Raw genomic sequence first — 19,288 nt, 5'->3', positions numbered from 1 at the left:
AGGAGTTTTCGTATTTCCCTGTGCTGGTTGACCGGGTATGTGGCTATATGGGGGGCTTCAGGGTATGGGAAAGGTGGGATTGAGTTCTGGTGGCTATTGCTTGAGTCCCCTGAAAGGGGGCCACGTGAGTAGCCCCGTGTGAAACGCGGGGTATCTAGCCGACGACACTGCTCCTAGCTCCCCTCGCCATCCGCCAATCGCTTTGCGATTGGCGGATGGCGAGGGGATTTCTCGGTTGTCGCGCATTTCGATCCGCAGGTTGCACCTGCGGCTACTCAAATTATGCCCCTTCGGGGCATTCAGGCAATGCCGTCGAATTCCATCAACGCCGATTCTCAGATTGCTGAGGTTTTGTAGCGCATGACCCCTAATCCAAGCCCTGACTGCGAGCATCAAAGCGCCCAAATCGAGTGATTACGAAAACTCCTCGACCACCTGGCTTGAGTTCAGCCAGTCATGTTGGACGTTCCGGCGACTTCTCTCTCCTTCTGCAGACAGCGTCTCACAACGCTAACGCTAAGAACAGGATGTGCAGGAAAGGCGGCACCTGGCGAGATCAAGCGAAGGCTTTGTGGCCGAGGCAATATGCGTTATGCTTTTGGTTCAATTCTGTGTTTATGACGGTCGGCACCCTACAAATGGGGAGACTCTGCTGTATGAACATCGCCTTAGTTGACGTTCCGAGCGATGGGGGGAACCTCATCTACAAGGACTGGGCGGGCGGCTATGGCACAGCATTCTCAGTCGGGAATTCGCTCAGGGCCAGGTTTTTACAGAGGGCGAAGAAGACTGGGATCAAGCTGCCACTTACGCGATTTGGCTACTTGGCGGCCATCTTCAGACAGTCAGGCCACGAGGTAGGATTCTATCAGGAGGACCTTCCAGATTCGGCAGACGTCGTCCTGCTTCACTCGTCGATAGTTGACGTCTATCACGAGCTTGCGCAGGCGGATAGGTTGCGGAAGCAGCTGCACGCTAAGGTCGGCTTCGTCGGCCCGTTTTCAGGAGCGATGCCCGACATGTATCTTGAGCACGCCGACTTCGTGGTCAAGGGTGAGCCAGAGGATTTCGGCTACAGAATTGCTGACCTCGGGGAGCTCTCTGGCGTCATAGAATCGCGGCCGATCGATGACCTTGACGAACTTCCGTTTCCGGACTGGTCCATCTTCCCGCGGAAGCGATACTCGTATTACCCAAACATCAAGGCGAGGCCATTTCTGCCGATCCTTTCCAGCCGAGGCTGCCCATACAAGTGCAGCTACTGCGCCTATCGTGCGGCCTACAAGTGGCGAGCGAGGTCGGTCGAGAACACGGTCGATGAGATCGAGCGCAACGTCAATGAATACGGCACGCGAGGCCTCCTCTTCAGGGACCCCTTGTTCACGTGGGCAAAAGACAGGCCTCGCCAGATAGCGGAGGAGATATTGCGCCGGCATATCGACGTTCGGTGGGGCTGCGAGACGCATCTTGGCCACCTGGACAGGGAGCTGCTCGATCTGCTCTACAAGGCGGGACTCAGGTCCGTCAACGTTGGTATCGAGGTCGTAAATCCCAAGACGCTCGCTGGCACTGGCCGCGAATCACTTCGGAAGGACAGGCAGCTTGCGCTCGTCAAACACTGCGACAAGCTCGGCATCCGGGTTACCGCGTTCTATCTGTTTGGGCTGCCCAACTCCACGGCTGAGGACATGAGGGAGACGGCAAGATACGCCCGCAAGCTCAACACGCACGTTGCCTCGTTCAACGTGTTGACGCCCTATCCCGGCACAGAGTTCTACGACAGCGTCAAGGATGAGGTTTTCGAGAAGGACTTCACCAAGTTCACTTCCTACACACCTGTCATGCACCACAAGCACGTCTCGAAAGCGGCGCTCGAGAAGCTAAGGGAGGAGGCGTTTGTGCGGTTCTACTTCAGGCCGGCCTACATCATTAAGTTCCTCCAGCGGATGTTTCTCTGGAGATAAGCCGCGGCTGGGAATCGCTCGGCGTGGTGGCCGCGAGGCGTAGTCCGTATTAATCCTCCTCATTGGTGAGCCCGGAACAATCCTCGCGGTTGGTTGGTTATGTGGGTATATTGCCAAATAGACAAATAACGGAATCCTGATATGAGGGAGGCAGCGATGAGTCCCAAGACCAAGGCCAGATACGAGGCAAGGGCGGGCATTATTAAGGCGCTTTCGCATCCGACGCGGCTTTTTATCGTGGATCAGCTACAAGGTGGGAAGAAGTGCGTCTGCGAGCTGACGAAGATGATCGGCGCCGATATGTCCACCGTGTCGAAGCACCTCTCCGTTCTCAAGGCTGTGGGCATCGTCCACGATGAGAAGGTCGGCCAGCAGGTCTTCTATCGGCTGAAGTGCCCGTGCGTGCTCAAGTTCTTTGAATGCGTGGAGTCTGTGATGAGGTCGAACGCTGAGGAGCAGCTGGCGCTTTTGCGGTGAGGGCGCTGCTCGTGTGGTTTGCCGAGGATGGTTGTGGGCGGAAAACCCGCCAAACAGGATCGCCGAAGACGGAAATGCTATGGACATTAGGAAAGAGATAAAAGTCCTTCTTATATTCACGGCCGTGTTCCTCGGCTTTTTCTACCTCCCGGTTGGGCAGCCGCGTTTCGACAACGCGATCTTCGAGGCGCTGCTGCTTTTGAAGTCCTACGCGCGGGACCACGTGCTATTGTGCCTCATTCCCGCCTTCTTTATCGCAGGAGGCATCTCTGTTTTCATAAGCCAAGCTTCGGTCGTGAAGTATCTCGGCGCGCGGGCGAATAAGTTTCTGGCGTATGGCGTCGCCTCGGTTTCTGGGTCGGTGCTTGCGGTCTGCTCCTGCACCGTTCTCCCATTGTTTGCGGGGATATACAGGATGGGTGCCGGGCTGGGCCCGGCCTGTGCATTCTTATACTCAGGGCCGGCTATCAACGTTCTGGCCATTGCGCTGACGGCCCGGGTTCTTGGGATCGAGATCGGTATCGCTCGCGCGGTGGGGGCGGTGCTATTCAGCGTGATAATTGGGCTCCTTATGCACTTGATCTTCAGAAAGGAAGAGCACGCGAGGCAGACTGCCCGGGCGGCCATGCCGGAACCTCAAGTGACGAGGCCGCTTTGGCAGAATGGCGTCTATTTCGCGACGATGATCGGCGTATTAGTCTTTGCCAACTGGGGCGCGCCAGGGGAGGAAACCGGCTTCTGGCACGCAGTCTATGCCGTCAAGTGGCTCATTACTGGGGCTTTTGCTGCGGCGTTTGGCGGTATCTTGATCGTCTGGTTGGGCGTGAAGTGGTGGAAGGCGCTCGCGGCTGCTGCGCCAGCGGTAGTGCTCGGTCTTCTGTTCCCTGCTGCTCCAATGTTGGCGTTCGCGGCCGGTGTCGTTGGCCTGTGTGTGATTACAGCATCAAGCCAAGGCGAGCCAAAGGAGTGGTTCACTAGCACCTGGGGATTTGCCAAGCAGATCTTGCCTCTGCTCTTTTTTGGGGTGCTGGTTGCGGGCGCTCTGCTCGGCCGGCCGAACCATGAGGGGCTGATCCCGTCCGCGTGGGTGACTTCTGCCGTTGGCGGCAACACATTTGTGGCCAACCTCTTAGCATCAATCGCGGGGGCTTTCATGTATTTTGCGACGTTGACGGAGGTCCCGATAGTCCAGGGGCTGATAGGCGCAGGGATGGGCAAGGGCCCGGCGCTTGCGCTGCTTCTTGCGGGACCTGCTCTCTCTTTACCGAATATGCTGGTCATCCGCAGCATTATGGGCACGAAGAAAACGGTTGTTTACGTCTTACTTGTGGTCGTAATGGCTACAGTTTCTGGTGTGGTTTTTGGAACGTTTTTCAAATAGGAGACGCTTGATGAAGAGATTGCAGATTCTGGGCGGCGGCTGCCCAAAGTGCAAGAAACTAGCTGAGAATGCCGAGGCAGCGGCGAGGGAGCTGGGCGTAGCTTACACGATTGAGAAGATCACTGACATAAAGAGGATCATGGAGTTCGGGGTGATGATGACGCCGGCGCTGGCTGTCGATGGTGAGGTAAAGGCTTCTGGCAAGGTGCTTTCGGTGGAGCAGATCAAGTCGCTCCTCTCATGATCCGGAGGGCTTCTGGCAAGCGTGAATAAATTAGGATAGCGAGAATGGAATCGAGATCACAGTTTGACACAAAGCGACCCACGCTCGGCATCAAGGTGGCCATCGTGGTCGCACTGCTGGCCGCTGTTGTTGGGGCGATCTACCTCAAGGGACAGGGTGATAAGACCCCGAAAGCATCAGGCGTCGATAAAGGCGGTAGCGCGACCGCACCAGGTCCCGTTAAGCACCTACCGCGACTGGTTGACCTGGGGGCGGGGAAGTGCATCCCCTGCAAGTTGATGGCGCCAATACTCGAGGAGCTGCGGAAAGAGTATAAGGGGAAGTTCGACGTGATCGTCATCGACGTCTGGGAGAACAGGGCCGAGGCGAGGCGCTACGGAATACGAGTGATCCCGACGCAGATATTCTACGACGCCGAGGGGAAGGAGCTGTATCGACACCAGGGCTTCTTTGGGAAGGATGACATTCTCAAAAAATGGAAGGAACTGGGGATTAAGTTTGACTGACAGAAGAAGTGCAAAGCACCCATTTACTCTCTACCCAAGCGAGCTACACCGGCTTCATGCGAAGACGGTCTCACCCGTAGCGTAACGGAGGGATGGCTTTGGAGAGCGTTTTAGCGCATTTGTCCCGCTGGGTTGAGGGGACGCCCGTTGTGGGACTTTCTGCGGCGTTTTTATGGGGTGTGCTCAGCATCCTTCTTAGCCCGTGCCATTTAAGCAGCATTCCGCTAATCGTTGGGTTCGTCAATCAGCAGGGGAGAATCTCGACGAGGCGTGCATTTAGTATCTCGACGCTCTTTGCCCTAGGCATCCTGATCACCATAGGGGCTATCGGGGCGATTACGGGAGCGGCGGGGCGAGTTTTGGGCGACGTGGGTCGCTTTGGCAACTACTTTGTGGCACTCATCTTCTTCGCGGTCGGCCTACATCTACTCGGCGTCATTCCGATGCCGTGGTCGGGTCCCGGACAAGTGAGGATGAAACAGAAAGGGCTTTGGGGCGCATTCATTCTGGGGCTGGTCTTCGGGGTCGCTCTTGGCCCGTGCACGTTCGCCTACATGGCCCCAATGCTGGGCGTCACGTTCAAGTTGGCCTCCACAAACACACTATATGGGGTTCTTCTCCTCTTGATATATGGTCTGGGCCACTGCTCCGTGATAGTTGTCGCAGGAACCAGCACGGAACTCGTCCAGCGCTACCTAAACTGGAACGAAAGGTCTAAGGGCTCCGTGATCCTCAAGAAGGTGTGCGGCATTCTAGTGCTGCTTGGCGGTGTCTATCTCATCTATGCCGCTCCGTGAGAGGCGGTTGGTCTCTGGACGGTCTAACTTGGCCGGGTCAAAGGGTGGTATGTCACTCTTGGTAAATATGGTGTTGATAGGCTGTTTTGCGGGGTGATATATTAGAGATATGTCGAACAATCGAAATGACCAACTTAACACTATCGCAGGCGTGTTCAAGGCGCTGTCGAGCCCGAGCCGACTGCAAGTCCTCATCCGAGTCGTCTCAGCCTTCAATGCTGCGGGCAATTCTAGAGAAGACGAGCTCTGCGCGTGCGTTGGTGAGATTGCGCAGGATATGAATATCTCACCCTCTACCGTCTCTCATCATCTGAAGGAACTGCGGAACGCCGGGCTGATCCAGATGAAGAGACGGGGCCAGAAGGTTGAGTGCTCGGTCGATTTCTCGACCGTGCAAGGTCTGATTGATTTCTTCAATGGCTGGTTTGAACAAGGAGGCATTCGAACATCGGGCGAATGCCTCGATGCTGTGACAGACGGTGGCCTAGCAGGTCGGCCCCATCGGGGGCGCTCGCGCGGCTGCAATCATAACGCAAGTGAAGGAGATGAGACATGAGAAGAGAAAAGCACGAGGACATTCGCGATCAGGTGCGGGAACGCTACGCTGACGTCGCCACAACGGACCGAGGCTGCTGTTGCGGAGATGCTTCCTGTTCTGCCGTCTCGACGAATGCCGAGGATGTATCTGCCAAGATAGGCTACACGCCGGAGGAGATGGGCGCAGCGCCAGAGGGCGCCAACATGGGCCTCGGCTGCGGCAATCCCCAGGCGATAGCGGAGCTCAGGCCTGGCGAGACCGTTGTCGATCTTGGCAGCGGGGGTGGGCTCGATTGTTTTCTGGCTGCGAAACAGGTTGGTGAGAGGGGCAAGGTCATTGGGATTGATATGACGGCAGAGATGGTGAGCAAGGCGAGTGCGAACGCGAGAAAGGGCGATTACCGGAACGTGGAGTTCAGGCTCGGGGAAATCGAGCATCTCCCGGTGTCCGACGAGTCGGCAGATGTCATCATCTCCAATTGCGTTATCAACCTCTCGCCGGACAAGCCTCAGGTCTTCCGCGACGCGTTTCGGGTACTGCGCAAGGGCGGTCGTCTGGCAGTCTCCGACGTGGTGGCAGTCGGGCAACTCCCGGACGACGTGAAGCAGAATCTTGACGCCTACTGCGGCTGCGTAGCAGGGGCGGCATCCGTCTCGGAAGTTGAGCGAATGCTTCTTGAGGCCGGATTCTCAGATGTGAGCGTTGAGGTCAAGGATGAAAGCCGGGAGTCTATCAAGGGCTGGTTCCCCGGCAGCGGCGTCGAGGAGTATGTCCGCTCCGCCGACATAAAGGCCCGCAAACCGAAATGTGCTCCCGGATGCTGTAATTGTGTGTGATGGTGATCGCTTAAAACCAAGAAAAGAAAGGAAGAACGAACGATGAGCGAAGAAGAAAAGGATGAATCGAAGGGCGCCGCGGAAAGCTGCGGGCCAGAATGCAGCTGTCAGAGACCCGCTTCTGGAAGGCGAATGAAGTTTGTCATCTGCGGCATTGTGCTGCTCGTCGCCGTCGGCGTTGTGGCGGCCCGTCTCTCTGTAACTGGGGCGACAGAAGCCCAAGAGGGTCAGGCCAACTACTCGTCAACGCTTGACCAGGTAAGCGAGCCCAAGCCGGGGCAGGCCTCGCAAACGTCCAGCGAATGGGGCGCCCTGAATTCGATGGCGCAGCTTAACACGGCCGCTGCTGACACTGAGGCTGTTTTCGTCGTGTTGCCGACGGAAGATGACGCCGAGATGGCGAGGATAGAGCACGAGCTTGGTGAGGCGACAATAGCTGTGTCGTCGCGCGGAATACGAATAAAGACGTTTCTGCTGAGCGACGCCTCGCAAGACTATTCCCGCTTGGCCGGACGGATCGGGACTCCGGCGATCATTACGATGTATAAGGGACGAGGCTCAACCGTCCTCTCAGGCGACAAGATCAGCAAGGCTGCCCTGTTGAAGGCCGTTGTGGCGTCGTCTCGACCTGTGTCGTCCGGCGGATGTTGCGGCGGCGGCGCTGCTAAGTCCAGCTGCAAGTAGAGAAGAACTACGATGGACACGCTTCGGGCGCTCGCCGGCTGGGCGGGCGCAGCATTTGACCGGGCGGGCGTCGGGCTTCTTGGCATCCCCCTGGCGTTCCTGCTCGGCCTGTTGAGCGCTGTCGTCAGCCTGTGCTGCACCCTTCCAGTGCTCGGGGTCATCGTGGGCTACGCAGGAGTGGATGAGGGCCGCGACAGGCGTGCAAGGTGCCTTCTGGCTGTGGGCTTTCTCCTGGGCGCCGTTCTTGCGCTGGTGATCCTGGGCGCGGTCGCGGCGTGCATCGGACAGGCCGCCCAGAATACTCTCGGAAGGTACTGGAAGCTTTTTGCGGGCGTCGTGGCCATTGTGATGGGCCTGGGAGCGATGAACCTGCTTCCGTTCCGGCTGCCTCATCGCGAGCGGCGGTTGGGACGCATCTGGGATAAGGGGATACTCGGTTCGATTCTCTTCGGCCTCGTTGCCGGAGGCGCGGTGAGCGTCTGCTCACTGGCCTGCAACCCCGGGATTTACATTGTTCTCGGAGCAGCCGTGCTCCAGGGCGCCACCCTCTTCATGGCGGGCGTCCTCCTCGCCTACGCACTGGGTTTCGCCGTGCCGCTAACCGCTCTCATGCTGGGTGTTTCTTCCCTGGGGGCAGTGGCACTGAAGATTCGCGGAGCGGAGTCGCTTATCCGCAGGGTTGCTGGTTTGCTTCTAATAGCAGTCGGGTTCTACTTCCTTTGGACATTCTGAGAGGGACATAGATGAGGCACGATGTGCGAGAGAAAGCCGCGAACGGAACGGGAAACGAATCGAAGAAGAAAGGGGAATTGAGCGCCTTTGAGCGCTACCTGACTGCATGGGTGCTGCTCTGCATAGCGGGCGGCATCCTGCTGGGCCGCCTCGCTCCGCAGCTGGCTGAAGCGCTGGACGGCATGGCCATCTACGTTGGCGGCGCACCAGTGGTTTCCATCCCCATCGCGATTTGCCTCTTTTTTATGATGTATCCCATCATGGTGAAGATCGATTTCGCCGAGGTGCTCAAAGCGGGAAAGAATGTCAAGCCGGTCGGGCTCACGCTCTTTGTCAACTGGGCGATCAAGCCGTTCACGATGTATGCCATTGCCTTCCTGTTTCTCGGTGTGCTTTTCAGAGGCCTAATCGGTGCGGACGCCGTGGATTACGTCAAGATGCCCTTCGGTCTAGACCTAGCCGAGGGCGCGGCCTACGGCGCGGGCAAGGTAGTGGTGCTTCAGGGCGTGAAGATGCTTCAGGTTCCTCTCTGGCGCAGCTACCTTGCGGGATGCATTCTTCTGGGAATAGCTCCCTGCACAGCGATGGTGTTGGTGTGGGGCTTCCTGGCGAAGGGCAACGACGGACACACTCTTATCATGGTGGCGATTAACTCGCTCACGATGCTCTTGCTCTATGGACCCTTGGGTGGTTTCTTGCTGGGTGTTGGCAGGCTTCCGGTTCCCTGGCAGGCGCTTGTCTTGTCAATCGGCATCTATGTGGCTCTGCCACTCTTGGCTGGCTACTTCTCGCGAAGGTGGATCATCGGCGCAAAGGGAGAGCGCTGGTTCAAAGAGAAGTTCCTTCACCTTCTGACTCCAGTTACTATCATCGCCCTTCTTGTGACCCTCCTACTGCTGTTCTCGTTCAAAGGTGAGGTGATTCTGTCGAATCCGCTGACGATTCTCTGGATCGCCATCCCGCTATTCATCCAAACGAACCTCATATTCTGGCTCGGCTATGGCCTGTCCAGGGTCCTCAAGCTCTCATACCAGGACGCGGCGCCCTCTGCGATGATCGGCGCCTCGAACCATTTCGAGGTCGCCATTGCGACGGCCACGATGCTCTTCGGACTTTCGTCGGGCGCCGCGCTGGCTACGGTCGTTGGGGTGCTCATCGAAGTTCCCGTCATGTTGATGCTCGTCAGGATTTGTCTTCGCACGAGGAGCTGGTTTGAGCCTGCGATGTAGCATTGCAGAATGAGAGACCCCTGTTCTCAAGAATCCGGAGAATCATGCTCAATTCCCAACGTGTGACGGTGGTCAAGTTCACACTTCTAATTCTTGCCATCGCGGTTGTAGCCTATATGGCCATCAAGACCCCGATTCGACCCGTGCTGGAAATGAACTCTGCGGTCGCTGCATCCGATCTTTCCGGCGCCACTTCTGCTTCGCAGAGCATTTCCTCTGCACAAGTTGCGCACCAAGCCAGTAATCAAGATGCCTCGCCGACATCAGGCCCAGTTAGCGTCATCGTATATTATTTTCACATGACAGCTCGTTGTGAGCGCTGCATAAGGTTAGAGGAGTGGACCAAGGAGGCCGTCTTGAATGGTTTTTCGGACGCGCTGAAGGCCGGGCAATTGGCATGGTGGGCGATTGACGTCGAGAAATCTGAGAACGACCACTTCATAGACGATTACCAACTGACAGATAAGTCGGTTGTTGTGGCGGAATTCAAAGGTGGCAAACGGGTTCGCTACAAGGTCTTGGATGAGACCTGGTCGCTCTTGGACGAGAAGGGCGCATTCCTGAAGTATATCCGCAGTGAGGTCAGAGAGTATCTTCTGGGGACATAACCGCCGATTGTCCTCACCGCCGCCCCACAGTCAGGTCGAGCGCATGCTGTCTGTGACTAGGTGAGTGCTGCCAGTGATAGTGACCTTCCTTCTCGCTTGTGTGTTGCCTGATATTAAGCTACACTCCCTGCGCTGATTGGATACTGGGAACTAAGAGGATGTTGTTCCATGTTCTACTTGCGGTCTTGATGGCCGCTTTTTGTGGGATAGTTTTTGGAACATTCACTAAATAGGAGATAGTTGATGAAGAGGTTGCAGATTCTAGGTGCCAAGTGCCGGGAGTCTGAGAAGCTCGCGCAGAACACAAAAGCCGCGGCACAATCGGCTCAGATACAGTTCGTAATGGAGGAGATCACCGATGTAACACGCATCGCCGACTTCGGAGTAACGATGACGCCGGCGCTGGCTATCAATGGGGAGGTGAAGTCGCAGGGCAAGATACTTTCGGTCAAGGAGATAGAGGCACTTATTGCATGAGTTCTTCGGACGGGGTGCAGGTGAATGCTCCACCCAATGTCCTCTCGGTCTGTTTGTGGTTTCTAGGCGGTGTTTTTTAGGCGTGGTGCAAAACCTGATGTTGCATGCGGATTGAGAACATGGGTGTAAGTCGCAATAGGGTCGCCATGATTGTCCTTCTTGGATGCCTTGTCGGAAGCTTGGCCTACCTGACGGCCAACGGCCCCAGCAAGCCAGCATTTGGCACGTTAAGGGATGCTAGCGTCAAGCTGCAGGACAACACACAGACTTGGGGGCACTCTGAACGGGGAATAAGTGAACGGGCAGCAATGCCTAGTAAACCTGCTGATAAGGTCATCGTCTATTACTTCCACTCAACGAGGCGCGGGTTCTCGTGTCGGCTGATGGAATCGCTTGCAGAGGAGGTTGTTAAAACAGAGTTTGGGGCCGACCTCAAGCAGGCCCGGCTCGAATTCCACTCGGTCAACACCGACAAGTCTCAAAACAGGCATTTCATCAGTGATTATGGACTTCACACACAATCCATCGTCTTGAGCGAGTTCAGGGGCGGGCGAGAGGTTCGCCACAAGATTCTGGTGAGAATCTGGGCACTGCTCCACCAGAAGGCGGGGCTCCAGAGGCATATTCAGGGCGAGGTTCGGGCTTATCTCAAGGCCCGATGACACGCCTGGGGCCCTAATGGTAGGCTGACAAACCTTACTGGAACACGGTCAGCCCCACATTCTGTCGTTCGAGGCGAGAGGTCCTGACCGAGGCAATGTCCAAAACGCTTGCCAGCTATTGGCAATGGCTCAGCGGCAGGGCATATTAGATGCACATTGTCTTCGTTGACCGGGGCAGGTTTGAAGGGTGGCTTGCTCCGCCGCAAAGCAATGAGAGAACGTTCAAATGGAGGCTGAACTTGTCGCACGGTCTTATGTCCGACCACGGTCAATTCGGCGACGTCAGGCGGATCACTTGGATAGGGCTTATCGTCAACCTCGCCCTGAGCACCGTGAAGCTAGCAATTGGATGGTTCGGCAAAAGCCAGGCAACGTTCGCCGATGGGATTCACAGCCTCTCCGACTGTTCCACCGACGTGGCGATACTCGTGGGCGTGCGCTACTGGGCAAAGCCGCCCGACGAGTCCCATCCCTACGGGCATCGGAGAATCGAGACGGCCATAGCCAGCCTAATCGGCGTTGTGCTTGCCGTCGCCGGACTTGGACTTATCGGCAATGCCGCGAGGATGCTCATGAGCTCGGGCCATCGACTGCCAGCACCCAGCCCTGTCGCTCTTTTCGCACTTATTGCGTCAGTAATCTCAAAGGAGATTCTATACCGCTGGACGGTCTCAGTCGGCAAGAGAACGGCCTCGCCAGCAGTTATAGCAAACGCATGGCACCACCGGTCTGATGCCCTGAGCTCGATTCCCGCGGCAGGGGCGCTTGCGGTCATCATGGTCTCGCCTGAATGGGCCTTCCTCGACCGTGTCGCCGCCATTGTTGTCTCGCTCTTCATTCTCCACGTCGCTTGGAAGATCATACGGCCGAACTTAAAGCAGCTGGTGGACACAGCAGCATCAAAAGACGTGTGTGACAGAATACTGGAGACGTCCCTGCAAGTGGAGGGGGTCCGAGATGTCCATGCAATCCGCTCTCGGTATATCGGGCCGGGCCTTCTGGTTGACCTTCACGTGCTCGTTGACGCCGACGTCACGGTCAGAGAGGGACACGAAATAGGCTCGGCGGTCAAATGGCGCCTCAGATCAAAGGATGAGCTTGGCATTGTGGATGTCATCGTCCACGTCGAGCCTTATGAATGCCCCGGGCAGCAGCAGGGGCTTGCCATCGAGCAATAGGGGCCCTATTGCCAAAGACCTCGGCGCTGTTCCAGAGAGCTCCCCGCCGCGGTGAGCTTGAAATAATCGAGGCAGGTGATACGTTGCGTTCTCCCCAACCATCGTATAGAGTTGTGGTGTGCAGAATGTCAAACAGTGCAATGGTGATTTCAAAGGTGTTTGAGACTTGCTTATAGGCATTGATGTTGGTTCTGTGGCTCTCAAGGCCGTGCTGATGGACAGCAACCGCCGGGTGATCGAGCATCACTACGGGCGGATCCAGGGCAGGCCGCTCCAGATGGTCAGGGACGTGCTGGAGGACATGCTTGAGCGACACAATCAAGATAAGATCAGGGCTATCTGTGCGACGGGCGCAGGCGGTAGGCTCGCCGCCGAACTCCTAAACGGCATCTTCGTCAACGAGGTGATAGCACAGTATCTCTGCGCTGTGCACTTTGACAAGAGAGTTAGGACCGTCATTGACATCGGCGGCGAGGATTCAAAACTGCTGCTGATCTCCGAGGACAAGACTACGGGCAGACCTATGGTCTCGGACTTCCAGATGAATAGCGTCTGCGCCGCGGGGACAGGCTCCTTTCTTGACCAGCAGGCCACGCGCCTCGGCGTTTCGATCGAGGGCGAGTTCGCGGAGCTGGCGCTAAAGTCGAAGACTCCGCCTCGGATAGCTGGCAGGTGCAGCGTTTTCGCGAAGACCGATATGATTCACTTGCAGCAGGAGGGAACTCCAGTTCACGATATCGTCGCCGGGCTATGCTACGCGTTGGCGAGGAGCTTCAAAAGCAGCGTCGTCAAAGGCACCAAAATAGAGCCGCTAGTCTCGTTCCAGTCAGGCGTTGCGTCGAACCGGGCTATGGTCAAGGCGCTCAAGGACGTTTTGGGATTGAGCGACGAGGAGATGCTGGTGCACGAGCAGCACCACATCGCAGGGGCGATCGGTGCTTGCCTGCACTATCTCACCTCGAGGGACGTTCCAGACCGGTATTTCGAGGGTTTGTCCAAGCTGGAGGGGTTTCTGGAAAAACCTTCTGGGGACGAAAAGCACCTGCCGATACTCGCGCTGGACAAAGTCGTGTTCCCACACGAAGAGGGTAGGGGACATGTCCAGGCCCCCGGCTCAAACGGCGCGCTGAGGGTCTATCTCGGGATAGATGTTGGCTCCATCAGCACAAACGTGGTAGCTATCGACGAGCACCTCAATCTTCTGGCAAAGAGCTATCTTATGACAGCAGGTCGGCCAATTGACGCCGTTGCCACGGGCCTCTCCGAGGTTGGAGCAAAACTGCCGCACAACGTGGAGGTTGCCGGCGTTGGGACGACGGGATCGGGCCGATATATGACAGGAGAGGTGACCGGCGCAGACACCGTTAGGAACGAGATCACGGCGCAGGCCACGGCGGCTGCGCTGATAGACCCGAAGGTGGACACGATCTTCGAGATCGGCGGCCAGGATTCCAAGTTCATCAGTCTCGAGAACGGCGTGGTGGTTGATTTTGAGATGAACAAGGTCTGTGCGGCTGGGACAGGCTCGTTTCTGGAGGAGCAGGCCGAAAAGCTCAACATCAACATCAAAGAGCACTTCGCCAGCGAGGCGATGAGCTCAAAGGCTCCGATCAGGCTCGGAGAGCGATGCACGGTCTTTATGGAATCAAGCGTTACGCACCATCAGCAGTGCGGCGCCAAGCGGAGGGACATACTGGCCGGGCTCGCGTATTCAATTGTCTATAACTACCTCAACCGCGTTGTGGGGAACAAAAAAATCGGCAGCAACATCTTCTTCCAGGGCGGCGTGGCGTTCAACCGCTCGGTTTGTGCCGCCTTCAGCATGGTTACAGGCAAGAAGATCACCGTTCCGCCAAATCACGAGGTTACGGGGGCAATTGGAGCGGCAATGCTGGCGAAAGATGCTATGAAAGGCCGCGGAAAGAGCAAGTTCAAGGGCTTCAACCTCAAGGACCGCAAGTGGGAGTTGGAGACATTCGAGTGCCACGATTGCCCGAACGCCTGCGAGATCCGCAAGGTTACGCTGGAAGGCGAGCCATCGATCTATTATGGCTCCCGGTGTGGGAAATACGATGTCCGTAAAAAGACAGCAAGCGAGGCGCACGCTTTGCCGGACCTCTTCGCGGAGCGTGAGAAGCTCCTGATGCGGTGGCATCAGAAGCCAGATGCCTCAAGTACCGGTCTTACAGTTGGGATACCTCGGGCGCTGTTGTTCTTCGAGCTGTATCCGATGTGGTCTGCGTTCTTCGGGGCATTGGGCGTCAAGGTCCTCCTGTCCTCAAAGACCACCAATCACATAATTCATGATGGGGTCGAGGCGGTGAAGGCGGACATGTGTTTCCCGGTCAAGGTCATGCACGGGCATGTGCTTGACCTTTTGGAGAAGGGCGTTGACAAGGTGTTTGTGCCCAGCGTCATCAACATGCCCATAGAGACGCCGGGGTTCGTCAACTACTACAATTGCCCCGTTGTTCAGTCGATTCCCTATACGGTCGGGGCCGGGATCGCAGCGCTTAAGCAACGCGTCCTGAGTCCGATTTTCTACTTGCAGCGAGGCGCCAAGGAGACGATCAGGGCGCTTGCTCGATTCGCGCACGAGGACCTTGGTTTTAGGCGAGCGCGGGCCAGAAAAGCGGCCGAGGCGGCCCTTGCCGCTCAGGATGAGTTCAGCAAGCTCAGCCTCGAGCTTGCGGACAGGACGACACAGCTGATAAAAGAGCACGGAAGAGCTGTCGTGATCGTCGGACGTCCCTACAACATCAATGATTCATTCGTCAATCTCGACCTGCCGAGAAAACTCAGAGACCTCGACGTTCTTCCTGTGCCAATCGACCTGGTCCATCCTGACACTGCAACGACGCTCAAAGAACACGGGAACATGTACTGGCGCTACGGTCAGAGGATTCTGGGCGTGGCAGTTACGATCGCCAGAGACCCGCGCCTTTACGCCCTTTACGTCACCAATTTCGGTTGCGGCCCGGATTCGTTCATCACCAAGTTCTTCGCGGAGATAATGGGCGAGAAGCCCTTCCTGTTGATCGAGATCGACGAGCATAGTGCTGACGTGGGTGCGATCACGAGGTGCGAGGCCTTCCTGGACAGCATCGAGGGGAAGAGACACAGTTCCAAGGTGGAGCCCCGGCTGGTTGAGAAGCGGTCCTCCGAGAGCACGCGTGGGATCAATCACCGGACGCTTTACGTTCCGAGCATGTGCGACCACGCATACCCGTTCTGCGCGGCGCTCAAACGGTTTGGCGTGGATGCTCAGGTGATCCCTGAGGCGGACGAGGAGAGCCTCGAGTTTGGGCGTCAGTACACTAACGGGCGGGAGTGCTTCCCATGCATTGTAACGACTGGCGACATGGTGAAGCTGTGCAAGAGTAAGGACTTCGAGCCCGCGAAGGCGCTCTTCTTAATGCCGACGACCTCAGGCCCGTGCAGGTTTGGGGTGTACAACCAGGCCCAGCGGATAGTTCTGGAGGCGATCGGTTGCATTGATGCTCGGATACTTGCGCCCGATCAGGACAGAGCCGACAACTTCCGCCAGAAGTTCTGGGATGTTCCGCTGATGTTTTACGTGCACGCCTATCGGGGCATGGTCGCGGTCGATTACCTCGACAAGCTCGCGCGGCGGATACGGCCGTATGAGAAGGCGCCTGGGCACACGGATGACGTTTATCAGCACTGTCTGAAAGAGGTAACTCGCGCGACGCGGGAGGGCGACGTCCTTAAATTGCTCCCGAAATGCTCCAGGCTCTTCGCTAAGATAGAGCGCGATAACACCCTGGTGAAGCCCAAGATCGGCGTAGTAGGCGAGATATACGTCAGGTCGCACAGGTTCAGCAACCAGAACCTCGTCAAGCGGCTCGAGGCCCTGGGCGCGGAGGTCTGGTTCCCACCGTTCAATGAATGGCTATACTATCTCACTTACATCAACGGTCTCAATGCAGCCTCGGAGCGCAACTGGAAGAAATTCGTCAAACTCCGCGCCCTGCATCTCTTGCAGCGCCGCGGCGAGCGAACTGTCCGTCGGGGCATCAGCGATTCAATGGGCCTTTATGAGGACGAGCCAGTCCAACACACAGTCCACGCTGCGGCGCCTTACTTGGATTCTACGTTCCAGGGCGAGAGCATTCTCTCGATAGGAAAGATGATCGAGTTCATCGAGAAAGGCGCAACAGGCGTCATAAACGTTACGCCGTTCGGGTGCCTTCCAGGAACGATCGTGGCAGCCATCATGAAGAGAATGCACGACGACTTCCAGGCTATACCAGCGCTTACGATCAACTACGACGGCCTCGAAGACCCGTCTGAGCAGACTCGGCTCGAGGCATTCGTGCATCAGGCAAAGCAGCGCGAAGGACGATTGCACTCGCGCGGCGCCAAGCCCTGAGACTTATGCCGCCATCCCTGAGGCGTGGGAGCACACGGCCTTACATCTGGGCGGGCATTTTCGGGGCGCTCTTCGTGGTTCCATATCTTCGCCCAATCGCGCTCTTTTTGCTTCCCGGACTGCTGCTACAAGCTCTCGCAAGCATTGCATCCAAAGGTCCTGTGTCCCGCCTCGCCAGAACCGTCGCCGCCTCGCTTTCCTTCTGGATAGTCTGCGTCTGGGCAGCATCAAGCCTAGGACTGCGACTGACGACCCTCTTCTGGCTCGTTTCAGTCGTCTCAGGAGGCATCTGGCTTGTGCTCATTGCCCGCAACCCAGGTCTGCCATCTCTGTTGCCCAAACGCCCCACGCATCTCATCGTCCTCGCCTCGGTTCTATTACTAACGCTGCTGCCATTCTTCCTCACATTGGCCCCACCCGGCGCCGACATGAGTATGCACGGATACATCACGAGGATGGTCCACGACGCCGGCGGCGTCCCCGGAACCTACCAGCCTTACCTCCCGATCGAGAAGTTTGGCGCGTTCTCGATCGGCTTTCACACGCTCGCGGCTATGATCACATCGGTCTCGGGCGGGGCGCTGCCCATCTACCGGGCCGTCCTTCTGACCGACTGCCTGGTCTATTGCTTACTGTTCCTCGTCCTCTGGGGCACGCTAGCCCCACGCCTCGGCAGCAACCTTGCGGCGGCGGCCGCGGCAGTGGGGGCCTTTCTGTCGAGAAACCCACAGCACTTCTTCGCATGGGGCGGCACGCCAACCGTGCTTTCAATAGCGCTGATCACGTGCGCTCTGCCGGCACTGCGCCAGCCGCGGAACATCAGCTTGGGCGAGGCACTCCTTGGGGCGCTGTGCCTCTCAGCTGGGTTCCTGTCCCATCCAATGCCGGCGCTTGTGCTCGCCGCAGCGAGCGTTCCATACGGCGTATATCTCGTCTGGACTGCGATTAGGGACCATGAGCTCTTAAGGCTGCTGTTACGCTTCGTTCTGATCGCCGTCGTGTGCCTTATGTGCATATCTTTCTTTCTCGTGAGATTCGACAGCTCGCTCTCCAAAGACGAGGCGGAGTGGATGCAGATGTGGGGCTCAATAACTTCTGAGCGCTGGCATGGCACGCTGCTCGATGCCCCTCTTACTCTTCCCCGGCACCTCGCCGAACATGCCGTAGGGCCGCTTGTGATACTGCTTGGATTTGCGATGCTTGTGGCTGCATGTTCAGGCACCCAGAAGGACAGGGTTGACCTATATTTCATCCTGGCTATCGTAGGCATAATCATAAACGCCAGATACCAGTGGCTGCCCGGTTCCGTTTTCCTGCTACCCGATAGGGCTGGGGCCATGCTCCCTATCTTCGCGGCGCCACTCATCGGCTCCATGCTCTTAAGGACCCGTAACGCCCTGGCCGACATCATCTCTCCACAACGCCTGAGACAACTTGCTCGCGCCTCCTCTATAGCGCTGGCATGCCTGTGCGCCGCCGGAAACTACGGCTACTACATGAAACCAGGTCTTGCCGAGGCGGCGGTAACAAGACACGATCTCCGCGCGTTCGCGTGGATCAACCACAACATCCCCCCTCACGCCCATATCGCCAACAACTACGGGGATGCGGGTACATGGATACCGATGATGACCGGCCGCACCGTCTCGGTCCCCCACGTCAACATAATCAATTGGTCAGAGACGAAGCTTCAGCTCGCCTCGAGACCTGCAAGATATATCTACATCGGGGCGAGGTCGGTCTATTCTCTCCCGTTTGAGTGGACGCCCGCGCGTGTCGAGTCGCTCCAGCCACGGCCGAAACTGGCTTTTCGCAGTGGTGATGCAAGACTTTACGAGCTTCAGCCGCCCCTTGCGGCTGCTATCTGCGCCAACTTCCGCAAATTAGTCGAGCGGACGGGCGAGCGCGCGGGCGAGATCAAGCTCATCTCCCCAGCGAACTCTGCCGTCATCACGAAACCACGTATAATGCTCAGGTGGGACACATCGGGGTGCTACCTGTTCAACATTCAGCTTTCCCTCTGCCCCAACTTCGACAACCCCCTGCCGATCTATAACTCCTACCCAGCCATCTACCTTGCCGGCGGCTCGTTTGACATCACGGCGCTGCGCAGGCTCATGCCGCGAAATGTCCCTATCTATTGGAGGATAAGGGGTCTGTCAAATGGCGACCACGGGGTATTTGAGTCGAAGGTCAGCTCCTTCGTGATAGAGTAGCAGCCGGGGCGCCCCCTCGCGGTTGCACCGTGTTGGGTCATAGTTATCAAACTGCTGACATGAGGAGTTTTCCCATTATATTTTGGAGTGGCCTATGGCACGGGTTTTGGTTTCATGGGGCTTGACACCGGCTGTGCGTTGTCTTTTTTGTGGCAAAGTAGGACATAACGTCCGGCACAAATCCCCGTAAGGGGGTTAACGTGAATAGCCCCACGTGGAACGTGGGGAATCCGTGCCAGCTGACAACCCTCTCCCCCAAAGGCCTCGGGCAATCTCGCAGAGATTGCCCGAGGCCTTTGGGATTTAATAGATTCTTGTCCGTCTCAATCCGTAGGTTGTACCTACGGCTACCATTGTTGCCCCCCT

The 19,288-nt window shown here is 57.2% G+C and carries 17 protein-coding genes; all 17 read left to right on the top strand.

The window, feature by feature from the left end:
• The first annotated feature begins 656 nt into the window (after nucleotides 1–656).
• The 17 genes from VM163_01645 to VM163_01565 all read left to right on the top strand — a co-directional run bounded on the left by VM163_01645 (nucleotide 657) and on the right by VM163_01565 (nucleotide 18,922).
• Nucleotides 657–1,964, top strand: coding sequence for a radical SAM protein (locus VM163_01645; GenBank protein HUT02579.1), 1,308 nt, complete (start codon nucleotides 657–659; stop codon nucleotides 1,962–1,964).
• A 156-nt stretch (nucleotides 1,965–2,120) separates the two neighbouring features.
• On the top strand, nucleotides 2,121–2,441 hold the full coding sequence (locus VM163_01640; GenBank protein ID HUT02578.1) for a metalloregulator ArsR/SmtB family transcription factor: 321 nt from the start codon (nucleotides 2,121–2,123) through the stop codon (nucleotides 2,439–2,441).
• Between the two features lie 79 nt (nucleotides 2,442–2,520).
• Nucleotides 2,521–3,822: a permease gene (locus VM163_01635; GenBank protein HUT02577.1), complete on the top strand. Its 1,302-nt coding sequence runs from the start codon at nucleotides 2,521–2,523 to the stop codon at nucleotides 3,820–3,822.
• A 10-nt stretch (nucleotides 3,823–3,832) separates the two neighbouring features.
• Nucleotides 3,833–4,066 carry a thioredoxin family protein gene (locus tag VM163_01630; protein ID HUT02576.1) on the top strand — a complete coding sequence of 78 codons (234 nt, stop codon included), beginning with the start codon at nucleotides 3,833–3,835 and terminating at the stop codon, nucleotides 4,064–4,066.
• 44 nt (nucleotides 4,067–4,110) lie between these two features.
• Complete coding sequence (locus VM163_01625) at nucleotides 4,111–4,572, top strand: thioredoxin family protein (GenBank protein ID HUT02575.1); 462 nt, start codon at nucleotides 4,111–4,113, stop codon at nucleotides 4,570–4,572.
• 98 nt (nucleotides 4,573–4,670) lie between these two features.
• Nucleotides 4,671–5,369 carry a cytochrome c biogenesis protein CcdA gene (locus tag VM163_01620; protein ID HUT02574.1) on the top strand — a complete coding sequence of 233 codons (699 nt, stop codon included), beginning with the start codon at nucleotides 4,671–4,673 and terminating at the stop codon, nucleotides 5,367–5,369.
• Nucleotides 5,370–5,478: 109 nt separating this feature from the next.
• A complete protein-coding gene (locus VM163_01615) occupies nucleotides 5,479–5,925 on the top strand; it encodes a metalloregulator ArsR/SmtB family transcription factor (protein HUT02573.1) in 447 nt (148 codons plus the stop codon).
• On the top strand, nucleotides 5,922–6,743 hold the full coding sequence (locus VM163_01610) for an arsenite methyltransferase (protein HUT02572.1): 822 nt from the start codon (nucleotides 5,922–5,924) through the stop codon (nucleotides 6,741–6,743). The genes VM163_01615 and VM163_01610 overlap by 4 nt, the downstream gene beginning before the upstream one ends.
• Before the next feature lie 42 nt (nucleotides 6,744–6,785).
• Nucleotides 6,786–7,427, top strand: coding sequence for a hypothetical protein (locus VM163_01605; GenBank protein HUT02571.1), 642 nt, complete (start codon nucleotides 6,786–6,788; stop codon nucleotides 7,425–7,427).
• A 12-nt stretch (nucleotides 7,428–7,439) separates the two neighbouring features.
• The gene (locus tag VM163_01600; protein HUT02570.1) at nucleotides 7,440–8,159 is read left to right on the top strand and encodes a cytochrome c biogenesis protein CcdA; all 720 of its coding nucleotides are present in this window, start codon (nucleotides 7,440–7,442) and stop codon (nucleotides 8,157–8,159) included.
• A 77-nt stretch (nucleotides 8,160–8,236) separates the two neighbouring features.
• On the top strand, nucleotides 8,237–9,388 hold the full coding sequence (gene arsB, locus VM163_01595) for an ACR3 family arsenite efflux transporter (GenBank protein HUT02569.1): 1,152 nt from the start codon (nucleotides 8,237–8,239) through the stop codon (nucleotides 9,386–9,388).
• Nucleotides 9,389–9,432: 44 nt separating this feature from the next.
• The gene (locus tag VM163_01590; protein ID HUT02568.1) at nucleotides 9,433–9,996 is read left to right on the top strand and encodes a nitrophenyl compound nitroreductase subunit ArsF family protein; all 564 of its coding nucleotides are present in this window, start codon (nucleotides 9,433–9,435) and stop codon (nucleotides 9,994–9,996) included.
• A gap of 243 nt (nucleotides 9,997–10,239) precedes the next feature.
• On the top strand, nucleotides 10,240–10,473 hold the full coding sequence (locus VM163_01585) for a thioredoxin family protein (protein HUT02567.1): 234 nt from the start codon (nucleotides 10,240–10,242) through the stop codon (nucleotides 10,471–10,473).
• 104 nt (nucleotides 10,474–10,577) lie between these two features.
• The gene (locus tag VM163_01580; protein ID HUT02566.1) at nucleotides 10,578–11,135 is read left to right on the top strand and encodes a nitrophenyl compound nitroreductase subunit ArsF family protein; all 558 of its coding nucleotides are present in this window, start codon (nucleotides 10,578–10,580) and stop codon (nucleotides 11,133–11,135) included.
• Nucleotides 11,136–11,374: 239 nt separating this feature from the next.
• Complete coding sequence (locus VM163_01575) at nucleotides 11,375–12,313, top strand: cation diffusion facilitator family transporter (GenBank protein ID HUT02565.1); 939 nt, start codon at nucleotides 11,375–11,377, stop codon at nucleotides 12,311–12,313.
• A 166-nt stretch (nucleotides 12,314–12,479) separates the two neighbouring features.
• Nucleotides 12,480–16,706 carry an acyl-CoA dehydratase activase gene (locus tag VM163_01570; GenBank protein HUT02564.1) on the top strand — a complete coding sequence of 1,409 codons (4,227 nt, stop codon included), beginning with the start codon at nucleotides 12,480–12,482 and terminating at the stop codon, nucleotides 16,704–16,706.
• Nucleotides 16,707–16,711: 5 nt separating this feature from the next.
• Nucleotides 16,712–18,922 carry a DUF6541 family protein gene (locus tag VM163_01565; protein HUT02563.1) on the top strand — a complete coding sequence of 737 codons (2,211 nt, stop codon included), beginning with the start codon at nucleotides 16,712–16,714 and terminating at the stop codon, nucleotides 18,920–18,922.
• Nucleotides 18,923–19,288 lie beyond the last annotated feature (366 nt).

This window comes from bacterium, from assembly GCA_035527515.1.
Lineage (GTDB): Bacteria > B130-G9 > B130-G9 > B130-G9 > B130-G9 > B130-G9.
This window is presented reverse-complemented; position numbering and strand designations above follow the sequence as displayed.